The sequence below is a fragment of the Agrobacterium sp. lyk4-40-TYG-31 genome, assembly GCF_030209855.1.
Lineage (GTDB): Bacteria > Pseudomonadota > Alphaproteobacteria > Rhizobiales > Rhizobiaceae > Agrobacterium > Agrobacterium vaccinii.
Window position 1 is genome coordinate 1 of the sequence record NZ_JARVRE010000017.1, and the last position, 14,298, is coordinate 14,298.

General features: G+C 54.2%; 17 protein-coding genes, 1 pseudogene and 1 riboswitch. Of the genes and pseudogenes, 12 read left to right on the top strand and 6 right to left on the bottom strand.

All coding sequences use genetic code 11. From position 1 onward, the window contains the following. On the top strand, window positions 1–242 hold a 242-nt coding region (locus QRN55_RS22415), incomplete at its 5' end, for an EAL domain-containing protein (protein ID WP_284778344.1). A gap of 638 nt (window positions 243–880) precedes the next feature. Continuing rightward, window positions 881–1,132, top strand: coding sequence for a DUF6894 family protein (locus tag QRN55_RS22420; protein WP_502871364.1), 252 nt, complete (start codon window positions 881–883; stop codon window positions 1,130–1,132). 79 nt (window positions 1,133–1,211) lie between these two features. Here QRN55_RS22420 and QRN55_RS22425 read toward each other — a convergent pair whose 3' ends face one another. After that, window positions 1,212–1,463 (bottom strand): SemiSWEET family sugar transporter, encoded by a 252-nt coding sequence (locus QRN55_RS22425; RefSeq protein WP_077122530.1) that lies wholly within the window; start codon window positions 1,461–1,463, stop codon window positions 1,212–1,214. 101 nt (window positions 1,464–1,564) lie between these two features. Beyond that, a complete protein-coding gene (locus QRN55_RS24460) occupies window positions 1,565–1,756 on the bottom strand; it encodes a DUF2934 domain-containing protein (RefSeq protein WP_350225200.1) in 192 nt (63 codons plus the stop codon). A 295-nt stretch (window positions 1,757–2,051) separates the two neighbouring features. On the opposite strand from QRN55_RS24460, the pseudogene QRN55_RS22430 reads away from it, so the two are divergent. The 7 genes and pseudogenes from QRN55_RS22430 to QRN55_RS22460 form a co-directional block, all read left to right on the top strand. Continuing rightward, a pseudogene (locus tag QRN55_RS22430) lies at window positions 2,052–2,165 on the top strand (methionine synthase); the annotation flags it as partial. Then, on the top strand, window positions 2,165–2,740 hold the full coding sequence (locus tag QRN55_RS22435; RefSeq protein WP_233125113.1) for a GNAT family N-acetyltransferase: 576 nt from the start codon (window positions 2,165–2,167) through the stop codon (window positions 2,738–2,740). The pseudogene QRN55_RS22430 and the gene QRN55_RS22435, both read left to right, overlap by 1 nt. A gap of 161 nt (window positions 2,741–2,901) precedes the next feature. Further along, a riboswitch (cobalamin riboswitch) is annotated at window positions 2,902–3,120 on the top strand. A gap of 246 nt (window positions 3,121–3,366) precedes the next feature. Beyond that, complete coding sequence (nrdH, locus tag QRN55_RS22440) at window positions 3,367–3,591, top strand: glutaredoxin-like protein NrdH (RefSeq protein WP_111839607.1); 225 nt, start codon at window positions 3,367–3,369, stop codon at window positions 3,589–3,591. Window positions 3,592–3,600: 9 nt separating this feature from the next. Further along, window positions 3,601–4,014 carry a class Ib ribonucleoside-diphosphate reductase assembly flavoprotein NrdI gene (nrdI, locus tag QRN55_RS22445; RefSeq protein WP_233125108.1) on the top strand — a complete coding sequence of 138 codons (414 nt, stop codon included), beginning with the start codon at window positions 3,601–3,603 and terminating at the stop codon, window positions 4,012–4,014. Next, window positions 3,984–6,137, top strand: coding sequence for a class 1b ribonucleoside-diphosphate reductase subunit alpha (nrdE, locus tag QRN55_RS22450; RefSeq protein WP_284778345.1), 2,154 nt, complete (start codon window positions 3,984–3,986; stop codon window positions 6,135–6,137). The genes nrdI and nrdE overlap by 31 nt, the downstream gene beginning before the upstream one ends. A gap of 26 nt (window positions 6,138–6,163) precedes the next feature. Beyond that, complete coding sequence (nrdF, locus tag QRN55_RS22455) at window positions 6,164–7,138, top strand: class 1b ribonucleoside-diphosphate reductase subunit beta (RefSeq protein ID WP_233125121.1); 975 nt, start codon at window positions 6,164–6,166, stop codon at window positions 7,136–7,138. Window positions 7,139–7,297: 159 nt separating this feature from the next. After that, the gene (locus QRN55_RS22460; protein WP_233125106.1) at window positions 7,298–7,873 is read left to right on the top strand and encodes a DUF1349 domain-containing protein; all 576 of its coding nucleotides are present in this window, start codon (window positions 7,298–7,300) and stop codon (window positions 7,871–7,873) included. A 333-nt stretch (window positions 7,874–8,206) separates the two neighbouring features. Here the strand turns inward: QRN55_RS22460 and QRN55_RS22465 are convergent, their stop codons facing one another. After that, entirely contained in the window at window positions 8,207–8,860 is a 654-nt protein-coding gene (locus tag QRN55_RS22465) for a TetR/AcrR family transcriptional regulator (RefSeq protein ID WP_233125120.1), read from the bottom strand. Window positions 8,861–9,010: 150 nt separating this feature from the next. On the opposite strand from QRN55_RS22465, the gene QRN55_RS22470 reads away from it, so the two are divergent. The 3 genes from QRN55_RS22470 (at window position 9,011) to QRN55_RS22480 (ending at window position 11,453) form a co-directional block, all read left to right on the top strand. Further along, the gene (locus tag QRN55_RS22470; protein ID WP_233125105.1) at window positions 9,011–9,277 is read left to right on the top strand and encodes a hypothetical protein; all 267 of its coding nucleotides are present in this window, start codon (window positions 9,011–9,013) and stop codon (window positions 9,275–9,277) included. Window positions 9,278–9,698: 421 nt separating this feature from the next. Beyond that, entirely contained in the window at window positions 9,699–10,178 is a 480-nt protein-coding gene (locus tag QRN55_RS22475; protein ID WP_233125104.1) for an MgtC/SapB family protein, read from the top strand. Between the two features lie 294 nt (window positions 10,179–10,472). Next, complete coding sequence (locus QRN55_RS22480; protein ID WP_422387376.1) at window positions 10,473–11,453, top strand: 3'-5' exonuclease; 981 nt, start codon at window positions 10,473–10,475, stop codon at window positions 11,451–11,453. 147 nt (window positions 11,454–11,600) lie between these two features. On the opposite strand, the gene dinB is transcribed toward QRN55_RS22480, so the two are convergent. From dinB to QRN55_RS22495, 3 genes are all read right to left on the bottom strand, one after another. Beyond that, window positions 11,601–12,671 carry a DNA polymerase IV gene (dinB, locus tag QRN55_RS22485; protein WP_233125103.1) on the bottom strand — a complete coding sequence of 357 codons (1,071 nt, stop codon included), beginning with the start codon at window positions 12,669–12,671 and terminating at the stop codon, window positions 11,601–11,603. Between the two features lie 80 nt (window positions 12,672–12,751). Beyond that, window positions 12,752–13,429: an SOS response-associated peptidase gene (locus QRN55_RS22490; protein ID WP_233125102.1), complete on the bottom strand. Its 678-nt coding sequence runs from the start codon at window positions 13,427–13,429 to the stop codon at window positions 12,752–12,754. Between the two features lie 9 nt (window positions 13,430–13,438). Beyond that, a partial coding sequence (locus QRN55_RS22495) for a 3'-5' exonuclease (protein ID WP_284778346.1) occupies window positions 13,439–14,298 on the bottom strand: 860 nt, incomplete at its 5' end.

The following is a 14,298-nucleotide window of genomic DNA, read 5'->3' on the forward strand; positions in this document are numbered from 1 at the left end:
TGGGCGAGGGCCGGAACAGCGCGATTGTCGAAGCGATCATCAAGATGGCGCGTGCCAACGGGCTACAAACAACCGCCGAAGGGGTCGAAACCAACCAGCAGAGAGATGCGCTGAAATCGTTGGGCTGCGATAACATCCAAGGGTTTCTGATGTCGCGCCCAATGGCGCGTGCGGACGTTACGGTGCTTCTGCAGATGTCTGCCTTACCACCAAGCAGGACCGACTCTTCTACCGCTTGCTAAGTCGCAGGGGACATGAATGCCGAGGTGCATCGTCGCTGGTTGCTTCGCGTGGAGGCAGCATCATCGGTCCTAAAGGGAAATGTAAGGGTCTATCTGTCCTGAGAAGTGGCCGGCATCCGGCGTAACATTGATGGTCTGTCGGCGTTCGTTGAGACGGCGATCAAGGAGGCGCCTGGCTCTGGCGCGATCTTCAGATTTCACATGAAGCGCGCCTATAGTTGAGCCAATTCGCAAGAGAGGCACGGAAACGTAGAACTTTAGGGTCGTTGGGTGGGGTTAAAGTGCCTCATCAGGGTCTTTGACCGTCTCGCCAAAGGCCGCCACGGTGCGGCACCCGTTGCAGAAGCCGCAATGTAATCTGCTGGACTGGAAGTTATCGGTCGCAAGAAGTCATATTGACCCACAAAGTCACTTTGCTGAAATTACATCATGAGCCGGTTCGAAAAACGAAAAAACCTCCATGATGAATTTTGGACCGTCATCGACTTTGTCACGGCAGTCCGGCTACAGTCGATGAGCTTCCTATTGATGCGCTGACAGAGGACGAGGCAGACGAGATGATCGTGCTTCTCGAAGCCCACCATATTCAAACTGACGGACCGGGAAAATAATCGCTCCCCCACTCGAACGGTAACGCCATGCCAATATATTTTTTCCGGGTCTACGATGAAGACGGCGAGATGATCGACGAGCACGGTGCCGAATTTGCGAATGACAAAAATGCGTGTGTAGAGGCGATGAAGACTGCGCGAGAACTGGCCGCGGACAGAATGATCAACAGTGACGACCTAAACGAAATCTATTTTGAAATTGCGCGCTCGGATAGGTCTTTAATGGACAGGATACCGTTGAATTCAGTGTCCAGAGGTGTGATTGCTGAAGACGCGTAACGCGCTCCCGCTCGACCCATTCAGCCTCTCACCTTTATCCAACTCGGACAGATTGTTGTGGACACCTGCTCGAGAGCGCCTACGATCTTAGCTTCTTTACGAGAATGACCAGGGATAAAAAGAAACAAGCGGAATTTGTCAGGATGATAGGCCATTCGGTGCGCATCACCCCGAATGCGGTCCAGAGCGCAAATCCTGTAACCGTGAGACAGTACATTCCTGTTGAGATTGCCTTCGTATCGTCGGTCCTGACAACCTTGTAGACCTGTGGAACGAAGCTTGACACAGAACACATTGAGGCGAGGTATCCGACCAAAAGAGCAGTATCCAATGAAGGTTTCCTTCGTCACGATGTTGCTATTATGAGGGGACAGCAGGCAGCCTCTCATGCTGATTTTCGATACTATCGACCATTGTTGCTTTGGCGAACGACTAACTTGTTTCTTTGCCCTTTCGGCTGGCCATTATTTCCAAGCCATCAGGTGATGCCCGGGTTTGCATCATAAGCTCGTATTCTCGGACAGCTTGCAGCCAGTGTTCATGATCGCTTCCGTTTATTCGCCCGTTTTCTTCCCAGAGTGCATATGCGCGAGCGCTGACCCAGATATCCCGTTTCTCGTTCATTTGTGCTGCTTGCGTTCCTTTGTTGATATTCGAGCTGGATTGGCAGGCCTCTCAACTGTTTAGCGTCAACAATGTTCCTGAGGCTTGAAGGAACGATTTTCGTTTTTTGCAGCGCTTAGCGAGGATAGCATCAGTCAACGGACGAGGGAGCAAATCACATGATTTGCTGGTCTCTTGGATGTCGAAAGGATTGATCGTTGTTCTTAGGTTGATCCGCACGATCAACCGATTGCGATAGTCAGTCCCGCAAATCTTGCAAGCTGATTGTCATCATCTCCACCGGGTGACCAATTGTCTCTATCCATGCACCAATTGCGGCATGGCACCGCTTCCGCGTCATGTGGCGACAGCGAAGCTGCGCGCACTCGGTGCAGGGGCGGAAATTATCCGCAGAAAGTTAGCGGCTTGATGCTCATCAATGACCTCTCCCTGGAATGGCTGAATGATGAAGCACAGTCCGCCGTCCGAGCTGAAGCGAGGACCTTCTGCCTGCGGATGATCAAGAACGTCTACGGGATCGACTACACTCCCGCCTGGCATTCTGACCTAGATTCGCTGTTGTCGGCGCAGCCGGACAACTGGTTCTCCCGCGAAAGGCAAGGCAGTTTTCTCGTTGTCCGGGACGGAGATGGACACATCATTGCGGCCGGAGGTCTCTACGCGATCGAGAACAAACCTTCCACGAAGGAGCGCCTACGACATCGCTATAGCGACGGCGAAAAGGTATGTCAGATTGTCCGCGTGTACCTTGATTCTAGCGTCCGTCGTAAAGGGCTTGGCACAAAGATTGTGGCGGCCCTGGAGAGCCGGGCATCCGAGTTTAAGTACACCTCGTCCTATCTCCATGCCGATGCTCAGACACCGGAAACACTCGGGTTCTGGAAAAGCCAGGGCTATGGCGCATTCGGCCAATTCTCCTATCCGTCCAACCGTGGAACCGAGACGAGCGTCGATTTCGACAAGCCGTTGCGCTCCGAACGTTGACGAAACGCAAAATCGAGGCTTGATATACGGCTTGTATGCGGCCATTAAAAGCTGAACTTTCAAGCTGTCTGATGAGACTGTTATCCACAGGCTGGTGTGGATGAGGACGTAATTTTCTAACCGCCACCCTCCTAAGAGTTGACGCGACTATCTCCTCATATACTATATCTAGTGTTCGAGGTTCTTCCGATTCGCGTCGGGAGCTAAGACGGGAATACGGTGCGTGATGTCCTTTCTGGACGGAGCAATGCCGGAGCTGCCCCCGCAACTGTAAGCGGCGAGCATCCTCTCAATAGCCACTGGCGCCGGAAGGTTTCGGGAAGGCGAGATGGATGTGACGACCCGTGAGCCAGGAGACCTGCCTCAAACGAATACGTCCACGGGCGGGGTGTCCGAAGGTCGCGAGTCATGTGCGGGATGATCCTGCGCGTGCCGCTTCCCCTGAGCTCCGCATCAACCACTTCGGGGTGAAGTCAATGTCGCATCATTCTAGTCAGTATCCGCGTGAATAGCGGGCCGTAACGCCCGTAGTCGCTTTCGGCTGCCATCCATCCCTGAACTTCCGCATGGGCGTTTCCAACGCCTTATTGATATCGCACGCCTATACAAATTTCACGAGGATCATCATGACCGTTACCGTCTACAGCAAGCCTGCCTGCGTACAGTGCACAGCAACTACCCGCGCTCTTGACCGACAGGGCATCGACTACACCATCGTTGATGTCTCCGAAGACACCAGCGCCTACGACCTGGTTCAAGGGCTTGGGTACCGACAGGTTCCCGTCGTCGTCGCTGGCGAGACCCATTGGGCGGGCTTTCGCCCGGATATGATCAGCACGCTTGCGGCCTGAGCCAGAGCAATGGGTCAGATCGTCTATTTCTCCAGCCGGTCGGAAAACACCCATCGTTTTGTCGGACGACTGGGGATAAGTGCGCGGCGCATTCCCCTCAGTCTTTCCGAGAGCATTCAGGTCGAAGCGCCCTACGTTCTGATCCTTCCCACCTACAGCGGCGAAGGTGGAAAAGGGGCCGTTCCAAAACAGGTAATCCGCTTCCTCAACGATGCGGACAACCGGAAAAACATTCGTGGCGTGATTGCCGCGGGCAACAGCAATTTCGGGGCGACCTACGGGATCGCCGGCGATGTCATCTCCCAGAAATGTCAGGTGCCGTACCTCTACAGGTTCGAGCTTCTAGGCACGGATGAAGACGTCGCGAACGTCAAACACGGATTGGAACGATTTTGGACGCGACCACAATTGAAAAGCCTTTGAAAACATCGGAATCCGAACTGGACTTCCATGCTCTCAACGCAATGCTGAATCTGTACGACGAGCATGGCAAAATCCAGCTTGACAAGGACCGGCTGGCGGCCAAGCAGTACTTCCTTCAGCACGTCAACCAAAACACGGTGTTCTTCCATAACCTGCGGGAAAAGCTCGATTATCTCGTGACTGAGGGTTATTACGAACGTGAGGTTCTGGACCAATATTCGTTCAATTTCGTGCGTGATCTATTCGATCATGCGTTTTCCAAGAAATTCCGTTTCCCAACATTTCTTGGCGCGTTTAAATATTATACCAGCTACACATTGAAGACCTTTGACGGGAAACGGTATCTCGAACGCTACGAAGACCGCATCTGCATGGTGGCGCTGGCGCTGGCGCAAGGCAACGAAGAACTTGCCAGAGACATGGTCGATGAGATCATCGCCGGCCGCTTCCAGCCCGCGACGCCTACATTCCTCAATGCAGGAAAAAAACAACGTGGCGAACTTGTTTCCTGCTTTCTGCTGCGCATGGAAGACAATATGGAATCCATCGCACGCGGCATCAATTCAACGCTGCAGCTTTCCAAGCGTGGCGGCGGCGTTGCCTTGTCACTGACGAACATTCGCGAGGCTGGCGCCCCGATCAAGCAGATCGAGAACCAGTCATCGGGCATCATTCCTGTGATGAAGCTGCTTGAGGACAGCTTTTCCTACGCCAACCAGCTTGGTGCGCGCCAAGGCGCAGGTGCCGTCTATCTTAACGCCCATCACCCCGACATCATGCGTTTTCTCGACACCAAGCGCGAGAATGCTGACGAGAAGATCAGGATCAAGACCCTGTCACTCGGCGTCGTGGTGCCTGACATCACCTTCGAACTGGCGAAGAACAACGAGGACATGTACCTGTTTTCGCCATACGATATCGAGCGCGTCTATGGCATTCCCTTCACCGAGATATCCGTGACGGAAAAATACCGGGAGATGGTCGCGGATGCGAGGATCAAGAAAAAGAAGATAAAGGCCCGTGACTTCTTCCAGGTGATTGCCGAGATACAGTTCGAGAGCGGCTATCCCTACATCATGTTCGAAGACACGGTGAACCGGGCAAACCCGATTGCAGGACGCATTTCCATGAGCAATCTCTGCTCGGAAATTCTGCAGGTCAGCGACGCCAGCGAATATAATGACGACCTCTCCTATAAGGTGATGGGCAAGGATATTTCCTGCAATCTCGGCTCATTGAACATCGCTGCTGCCATGGACAGCGCCGATTTCGGAAAAACAATCGAGACGTCGATCCGGTCGCTCACGGCGGTGTCTGACATGAGCCATATTGCCTCCGTGCCGTCGGTGGAGAAAGGCAATGACGACAGCCACGCCATCGGTCTCGGACAGATGAATTTGCATGGCTATCTCGCCCGCGAGCGCATCTTCTACGGTTCGGACGAAGGCATCGATTTCACCAACATCTATTTCTACACGGTCACCTATCACGCCATTCGCGCCTCGAACCGTATCGCGACCGAGCGCGGCGTCAGCTTCAAAGGCTTCGAGAACTCGAAATATGCGTCCGGTGAGTATTTCGACAAATACACCGAACGCGAATGGCTGCCAGCGACAGAGCGTGTTCGCGAGCTATTTGTGACGGCAGGCATCTCGATCCCAACGCAGGAGGATTGGCTTGCGTTGAAACAAGCGGTTATGACCTCAGGCCTCTATAATCAGAACCTCCAGGCCGTGCCGCCGACAGGATCGATCTCCTACATCAACCATTCGACCTCTTCGATCCACCCGATCGTCTCGAAGATTGAAATACGCAAAGAGGGTAAGATCGGCCGCGTCTATTACCCCGCCGCCTTCATGACCGACGATAACCTCGAATTTTACCAGGATGCGTACGAGATCGGCCCGGAAAAGATCATCGATACCTATGCGGCGGCGACCCAGCATGTAGACCAAGGTCTTTCGCTGACGCTGTTCTTCCGTGACACCGCGACGACGCGCGATATCAACAAGGCGCAAATCTACGCGTGGAAGAAGGGCATCAAGACCATTTATTACATCCGTCTTCGACAGATGGCACTGGAAGGCACGGAAGTGCAGGGTTGCGTGTCATGCGCGCTGTGAACAAGAACGCTTCGAAAGATCAACACATGAACATCGCCGTCAAGCCCGTCAGTCGCACCCGTGCCATCAACTGGAACCGTATCGAAGACGACAAGGACCTCGAAGTCTGGAATCGCCTGACCGGTAATTTCTGGCTGCCGGAAAAGGTGCCGCTCTCCAACGACATCCCATCTTGGGGAACGCTGAAGCAAGAAGAGCAGCAACTCACCATCCGCGTCTTCACTGGCCTGACCCTGCTCGACACGATCCAGAACGGCGTCGGATCGGTCAAGCTGATGGCAGACGCCGCGACGCCGCACGAAGAGGCGGTGCTATCCAACATCTCCTTCATGGAGGCGGTCCACGCGCGTTCCTACTCCTCCATCTTTTCCACCCTGTGCTCGACACCGGATGTTGATGATGCCTATCGCTGGTTGGAAGAGAACGAGTTCCTACAACGGAAATCGGCGCTGATTATGCGCGAATACGACAGCGGCGATCCGCTGAAGAAGAAGGTCGCCTCCGTATTTCTGGAAAGCTTCCTGTTCTATTCCGGCTTTTATCTTCCGATGTACTGGTCGAGCCGCGCCAAGCTCACCAACACCGCCGACATGATCCGCCTCATTATCCGCGACGAAGCCGTGCATGGCTATTACATCGGCTACAAGTTCCAGCGCGCGGTGGACCGTCTTCCTGAACAGAAGCGTCAGGACATCAAGGACTTCGCTTTCGATCTTTTGCTTGAACTCTACGACAATGAGGCAAAATACACCGAAGCGCTCTACGACGGCGTCGGCCTGACGGAAGACGTCAAGAAGTTCCTGCATTACAACGCCAACAAGGCGCTGATGAACCTCGGTTACGAAGCGCTCTTTCCGGCAGAAGCCTGCAAAGTCAATCCGGCTATTTTGTCAGCGCTCTCGCCGAATGCTGACGAAAATCATGACTTCTTCTCCGGCTCTGGGTCGTCCTATGTCATTGGTAAGGCGGTTGCGACAGAGGATGAGGATTGGGATTTCTAAGCTCTTCTAGTATCCGAATAAAGCCGTGATCAAGTCTCGTTTCAAAGGGAGGTGGTGATGGTCCAAATCCACTCAAGGCAGAAAACCGCTTAAAACGGGGTATTGTCACCCATGCACGTGTCGCCAATGAACGTACGCTGTACTGATTAAGGAAAATCCATGTTTGACACCTGCCTCTGGTACAATGAGCCCCTGAACTGGTCGCTCCGCGACAATATGCTGAACGTGAGCACCGACAAAGGTACTGATTTCTGGCGCAAGACCCATTATGGTTTCATCCGAGACAGCGGACATTTCTTCGGCGCGGAATGGAAGGGCGATTTTACCGCATCGGTGCGGGTTCAAGCTCGTTACGAAGCTCTCTATGACCAAGCAGGGATCATGGTCCGGATCGACGAGACCCGTTGGATAAAGTCCGGCATCGAGCTGTCGGATGGGGCGGCCTGCATCGGCAGTGTGGTGACGGTCGATCATTCCGACTGGTCGACCTCCCCGTACGACGGCGATCCCTCGGATTTCTATCTGCGGGTCACGGTTGCTGGTGGCGTGCTTCGACTACAGTTTTCCGCTGACGGCATACGTTGGCCACTTCTACGCCTTTGTCCGTTTCCGGTCGCCCGATCTTACCAAGTTGGTCCCATGTGCTGCACGCCGGAGCGCGAGGGGCTTGAGGTCAAGTTTTCCGAATTTTATATCGGACCGCCGCGCGGCAAGGACCTGCACGACCTGACATAGGTGTGGCAAGCCTTCGTCTTCAGATCATCACTTTCCGCGTCTGCTGCGGCATACTCTGGCTGTGGAGAGATTGGCAAAAATGGTCGCTCCGCTCGTCGAACATTAGATTCTCGCGAAACCAATCATAATCGCGAAAAACGTCGGCAAACCCCGCACTTACTTTCGTTGACGAGAAAATTGCTGCCTGGCTAACAAACTCCACCTAAATCATTATCTCGATGAATAGATGTTGGATTCCATTTAAAGCCTTCAACGCGAAAGTCCGATAATAAAGCATAAAGCAGGAGCGAGGTCGTAGTTGACAGCTATTTGGGTTGGTCGATAAATATTTTACTATCGTCCTCTAGGTATCACTTCCTCCGTGTTCCACAGGATTTCGGGGGCAACCGGCGCACGTAGACCAAACGAGACCATCGCCGCTTCACAAGCACGCGTAAACCGCATCGACGGACCTTCTTTGCCGGCGGCAAGTTTGCTGACGCGCGCTCCCTCCAACAGCATCGATAGCGTATCAGCCAAAAGGTCTGGATCGCTGACACCTGTCGAACGACAGAGATCGGAGAGCCGGGAATGCTGTTCCGCTTTCAATGTTTCAATTATGGCATGCGCCGGATGTCCTTGCTCCTTCAACTCCACCGCAGCATTGGCAAGATCACATCCATAAGGCTCGCTTGAAAGACATTGCGCGCGCATTTTCACCCAGGCCCTAAGCTGAGCCCTCGGATCGCCCGGGTTCTCTGTTTCAAGATCTTCCCAGACTTTCTCAAGCCTTCGAGAGCTATGTTTCAGCGCTTCGCATACAAGATCGTCCTTAGAGCCGAAATGTCGATATAACGTCATCTTGTTGGTCGAGGCGGCTTCAGCGATTGCATCAACCCCTATGCCACGGATCCCATGTTCACGAAACAGTTGACAGGCCGTTGATACGATCCGGTCACGCGGCGCGATTTTCTGCTCGGAGGAGTGTTCAGATTTTTCGGGCTTCATGAGTTTCAATTTTTATCCTGAGGCGGCGTTGACATAGGTGTTACCGGTCGGTAATTATGCAAATGTTACTTACCGGTAACACCCCAAGTGTGAGCCTGTCAAGTAATAGGCCGACTTGAGAGCTTAGGGCGCTGTCGAAAGGAGACCGCGATGAACCACACGACGGACGAAATGACCCTTACTGAAATTTTCGGCGATCCGCTGATCCTTGCAGTCATGCGCGCCGATGGCATTGCGCTGACCGATTTTAGGGATTTGATGTATTCGGCGGCCAGGGCTTTGAAGGCACGAGATGGCAGAGGACTTGTTGGAAGGCGCCAAACGACGAGCCTTGCAGCTTCGTCTAAACGTACACTCGTAGTCACCATGCAGCCGTTGTTCGAGGGTTCCTTTGAGTCGTGCTCCGCGTCTATGTGACTCTAGATGCGGCCCTGTACCGCCTTCCCACACGAGGGGTATGACGGCAAAGCGAATCTGGCGTACATTGAGAATCTTGTGGCACGCCTTGAGCAGGTCCCGAAAATCGCTGCTGCAGATTTCTTTTTCGGGTGCACGCCATGACAGACGTACAGATGTTAAGGGGTGCGTCGTTGGGCTATGCTCATCGAACAATGTGTTCAGGCCGTTCTTCTGGCGGATGATGTTGACCAGGGATCGCTAGGCCGGGTGAATATCCCATTCTACAGTGGCCATGGATAGGACCAAGTGCAGAATTGTTCAATTCCCATTTGGGCTATCTAATCTCGTGCTTCGGCATTTTGGAACCTGTTGCCGAGGGTTGAGTTGAACATGCTCAAAATCTAAAATGCTAGGCAACGTGAGGTGGGGAGGATATCATTTGAACGAATGGCTCGTGTCGATTGGCATTGAACTCAACATCTTACCACATCTTGTCGCGCTCCTTGTGGCATATCTTCTTGCGCTACCCATTGGATGGGACCGTGAACAAAATGAGCGTAGTGCAGGCCTGCGAACGTTTCCGTTGGTCGCGATCGCATCGTGCGGGTTCATACAAGCTGCAGAAACAATCACCGCGGGCAATGCCGAGGCCACTGCCCGTGTGCTTGAGGGCTTGATCAATGGTGTAGGCTTTATCGGCGGCGGAGCAATCCTTGTCGGAAAAATGGGAACACGCGGTACGGCTACGGCTGCAAGCATATGGGCCACAGGTGCTATAGGCGCTGCTGTTGGGTTGGGATCGTATGACACGGCGATAGTGCTGTCGGTTGCCACCTTCGCGACATTGCGGCTGATGACGAACTTCAAGGCTTCAGAAAACCCGGTCCATTTGCCGCTGAACCCGTCAGACCAAGATTGATTGATTTGCGCAGTGGGGCAGCGCGAACCCCAGAGGCTCTGACCGTTTGGTGCGTCGTTGTTGATCACGACGGTTCCCTATCCCGGAATGTTTAAGTCCGGCGTAAGATCTTACGTCTGGTTAGGTCTTACACCTATGGGGAACACTCACTCGAAATTGAGCGATTACGACTGGAACGACGGCGATAAGGCACTTCCCAAGGCTGAGTGGGTGCCGTCGTGCGCAAACATGGTTGATTTGCCGCTCCGCTCATGTTTCAAGGTGCCAAGCTGCGGCAGGATGATGACAGTGACGATGGCAGAGCAGTTTGACATGTTTTCCGAACAGGTGTCTCGCGACCCAGTGACGATGTCACCAACCCTCAAGACGTCCAAGGCCAAGCCATCTGTCGCTCAACTCGACGAAGCCGATATGGTTCGCCACCTTTCGGAAACAGGCCGCTATCGCATCCTCGAGAAACTGACGCACCGCGCCGTGGTGTCGAGCCCGCGGCCTGAATTCCTGCTTAAGGGCATCATTCTCGATACTGAGACCACGGGACTAAATGCTCACAAGAATGAAATTATCGAGATTGGCGTAATAGCCTTCACCTTCGATTCCTCAGGTTGCATCGGTGATGTCACTGGGGTCTATGGCGGACTTCGGCAACCCTCTATGCCGATTCCTGAGGAAATCATTAAACTAACTGGTATCACCGATGAGATGGTCGCCGGACAATCCATCGACATGGATACATTGCGTGCGATGATCGAACCGGCTGATGTGTTGATCGCCCACAACGCCGGATTTGATAGACCGTTTTGCGAGGCACTTTCTCACCTGTTCTCAGAGAAAGCCTGGGCATGCTCAAACTCCGAGGTTAATTGGGCATCGCGCGGATTTGAAGGCACCAAACTAGGCTACCTAATCGCGCAAGCAGGCTATTTCCATGACGGTCACCGCGCTATCGACGATTGTTTTGCGCTTCTGGAAATTCTAGCTCGGCATGTCGATGGGCATTCGTCGACGGCCTTTGCCGAACTCTATGAAGCGAGCCAGAAATCGTGTGTTCGTATATTCGCCGAAAACAGTCCGTTTGATATGAAGGAGTACCTAAAAGCTCGAGGCTATCGCTGGTCTGACGGAAGTGATGGTCGCCCTAAAGCCTGGTGGATCGAGATCGGCGAGGAGGCCGTTGATGAGGAGCTGCGGTATCTAAAGTATGAAATCTACCGTTACGCCGATGCAGACCCACCCATTAGACGCCTGACGGCCTACGACCGCTTTCGAGCCTGAGCAGACGGACCGTATTCAAGACAAAACATCGGATTACAATTCTAGACATTCAGAGTGCGACACTCTTGTCCAGGGCTGAAGAAACATCGCCGTCCAACGTTGTTTAATTGTGCTTCAAAGAAATTGTCTGTTACGTTTCCGCTTGGTTCAAAGGCCTAAATCAAGCTGTGGTGCTTTTGCGCAGTTTGCATTTAGCGAGGAAAGTGTCACGCCCAAAAGGCGTACCGGGCGTTTAAATGGGAAGACCGAGGCTAGCAACCCGTCGGCGATGTTGAGAATTGTCGAAACGCTCAAAAGACCTAAGCCCAGCGTTTTGCTTCGTGTTGCCTGGGTAAAATCCGAATATTTGATTTTGACGGTCACGGTCTTTCCGGTGATGTCGTGCGCTTCGCAGTACCGCCAGACCTTTTCGGCCAAAGGGCGCAGTTCGGCTTGAGCAAGATCGAGCGCGTCGATGTCCTCGACAAACGTATCTTCGGCGCCGACGGATTTTCGGACGCGGTTGGCTTTGACCTGCCGCTCATCAATGCCTCGGGCGATACCGTAGAAGTATGGACCTGACTTTCCGAAATGTTGTTGCAGGAATGTGAGTGGTTTTGATTTCAGATCCAAACCCGTTTCGATGCCATGTCGTTTCATCCGCTCTGCCGTGGCGGGGCCAACCCCGTGGAATTTCTTCACGGGCAGGGCCTCGACAAAGCCTGGGCCATTCTTCGGCGTGATCACGGCCTGGCCGTTGGGCTTGTTCAGGTCGCTCGCCATTTTCGCCAGAAACTTATTGTACGAGATTCCAGCAGAAGCATTGAGCCCGGTCACCGCCTTGATCTTGGCGCGGATTTCCAGTGCTATTTCGGTAGCGATCTCCATGCCTTTCAGGTTCTCGGTAACGTCGAGATAAGCCTCATCGAGTGACAGCGGTTCGATGACGGGTGTGTACTCCGCAAAAATTTCGCGGATTTGCTGTGAGACCTGACGGTAGACCTCGAATCGAGGAGGCACGAAAATCAGATCAGGGCATTTTCGCTTGGCAGTAATCGATGGCATGGCTGAATAGACGCCGAAGGCTCTTGCCTCGTAACTCGCGGCCGCCACAACACCGCGGGCAGCAGATCCCCCGACCGCCAGCGGCTTGCCACGCAGCTCTGGATTGTCACGTTGTTCGACGGAGGCGTAGAACGCATCCATATCCACGTGAATGATCTTGCGAACGGGGTGCATGTCAGGGCCTTACCGATTGACCTTGTGCTTCCCGGAGAAGTCGACTCGCTCACGAGCCGGGTAGATGCAATACGATCTTTTCACAACAACAGCCCTTCTTCCGGCAGGTCGGGCTTTGTTTCCGGAGGAACGATGACAAGCATGTTGCCGGGGAGGGGCCTTTGAAGGTGACGCGCCTCGTCCCAAGGTGCTGTCAGCCACGTATCGACTTCTTCCGGCGTCGTCAGGATTGCAGGCATCGCTTTTTTGTGGATGGGTGAAACGATCTCGTTTGGCGACGTCGTCAGGAAGCCGAACAGCTCGTACTCCTGCTCTCCGTCTCTGACTTTGCGAATGCCTTTCCAAGGCGTCCAAAAGCCTGCGAAGAACATTAGGGGTTTGGTCTCATCCTTGGCAAACCAGGCATTCGGCACGCGTCCGCCGCCGACCTTGCTTGCAGGATCCGGTTCCGCAAAGCACGTGAAGGGAACGACGCAGCGACTGGTCGGTCCGAGCCACCGACGCCAGTGCGGCGACGCGACATTGCGGATATTGGTGACGCCGGGATCGTAGTTCTTCACATAGGCCGGAGGCGAGGGCATGCCCCATGTCGCGCGGACGATCTCTCTTGCTCCATCCTCGGCGACGCGAACGATGGGAGCCTGGTAGCCGGGATAGACGTCGAAGCTTGCCTCGTTCCACCCTGCCAGATCACGAAATGCCTTGGTGAACTGCAAGACGGCGTCACGGGTTGTGGTTACGTTGTAGAGATTGCACATCGCTCACTCCTATTTCCACATGCCGCGCATGCGTGCGCCGACATCGATGCGGATCTGCTGGGCACTGCGTTCAGATGCTGCGGCCGAGACCTTCGGCCAAGCCATCGGTTCGAAATACTGCAGCAGCGTCGCCGGGATGAACCGCGAACGTGATGCATAAACGTGCCGGTCACCCTGCGAGTTCTGCCCATGCGTGAAAAACCGCTGCGGGGTGATGAGCGACAGGCTGTCCTTGGCCCGCGTCATGCCGACATAGAGCAGACGCCGTTCCTCCTCGAGCTCGTGCGTCGTCCCTGTCCCCAGGTCCGATGGTATGCAACCATCGACAACATTCAGCATAAACACGGAACGCCATTCCTGCCCCTTGGCCGAATGGATGGTCGATAGGATGAGATAGTCTTCATCGAGCAGCGGTACGCCCGCCTGATCGCTTGTGGCGTCCGGTGGGTCGAGCGTCAGTTCGGTCAGGAAACGTTCGCGCGAAGGATAGCCGCTGGCAATCTGCTCGAGTTGCAGGAGGTCGGCCTTGCGAGTATCGGCATCCTCATGGATGCGATCGAGATGGGGTTCGTACCACAGGCGAGCTCGCGCGATATCCGATGGCCAGCCTTCCTGCGTTTTGCGAAGGCCTCCCAGCAACTGGACGAATAATGTCCAGTCTTCGCCTGTCTTCGGTGGTGGTGGAATTTCAGCAAGCGTCAAGAGCGGTTCGGGGTCGGACGATATCGTGTCGAGAATGACACCGGCCTTCTTGGGGCCGATACCGGGCAACATTTGCAGAAGACGAAAACCCGCAACTCGGTCTCGCGGGTTCTGGGCGAAACGCAGCACGGCCAGCATGTCCTTCACATGGGCGCTGTCGAGAAACT